This window comes from Flavihumibacter cheonanensis, assembly GCF_022352215.1.
GTDB classification, from domain to species: domain Bacteria; phylum Bacteroidota; class Bacteroidia; order Chitinophagales; family Chitinophagaceae; genus Flavihumibacter; species Flavihumibacter cheonanensis.
Genome location: NZ_JAKRWF010000072.1, coordinates 1 through 290 on the forward strand (window position 1 = coordinate 1; position 290 = coordinate 290).

1 protein-coding gene is annotated in these 290 nt (G+C 55.2%); it reads right to left on the reverse strand.

Features of this window, described 5'->3' with window-relative positions:
* Positions 1 to 10: 10 nt before the first annotated feature.
* On the reverse strand, positions 11 to 290 hold a 280-nt coding region (locus MD536_RS21180), incomplete at its 5' end, for a VOC family protein (RefSeq protein ID WP_239603784.1).

Below are 290 nucleotides of genomic sequence, written 5' to 3' on the forward strand. Positions count from 1 at the left end.
CTAATTTTGATTATCCTTCATCTGTTTCTTGCTCGATTGGCTGGACCAGGTCCCAAAGATTCCCGTACAGGTCCTCGAATACAGCCACAATTCCATAGGGAGCCTCTTTTGGCTGCCTGACGAATTTCACCCCAGCCGAAAGCATAGCCTGATAATCCCGCCAGAAATCGTCCGTCCTTAGGAAGAGGAACACCCTGCCGCCAGGTTGCCTGCCGATAACCGCTTCTTGCTCTCCCGTTGAGGCGCGCGCCAGCAGGAGCGATGTGCCGTTCGAGCCTGGAGGCGATACG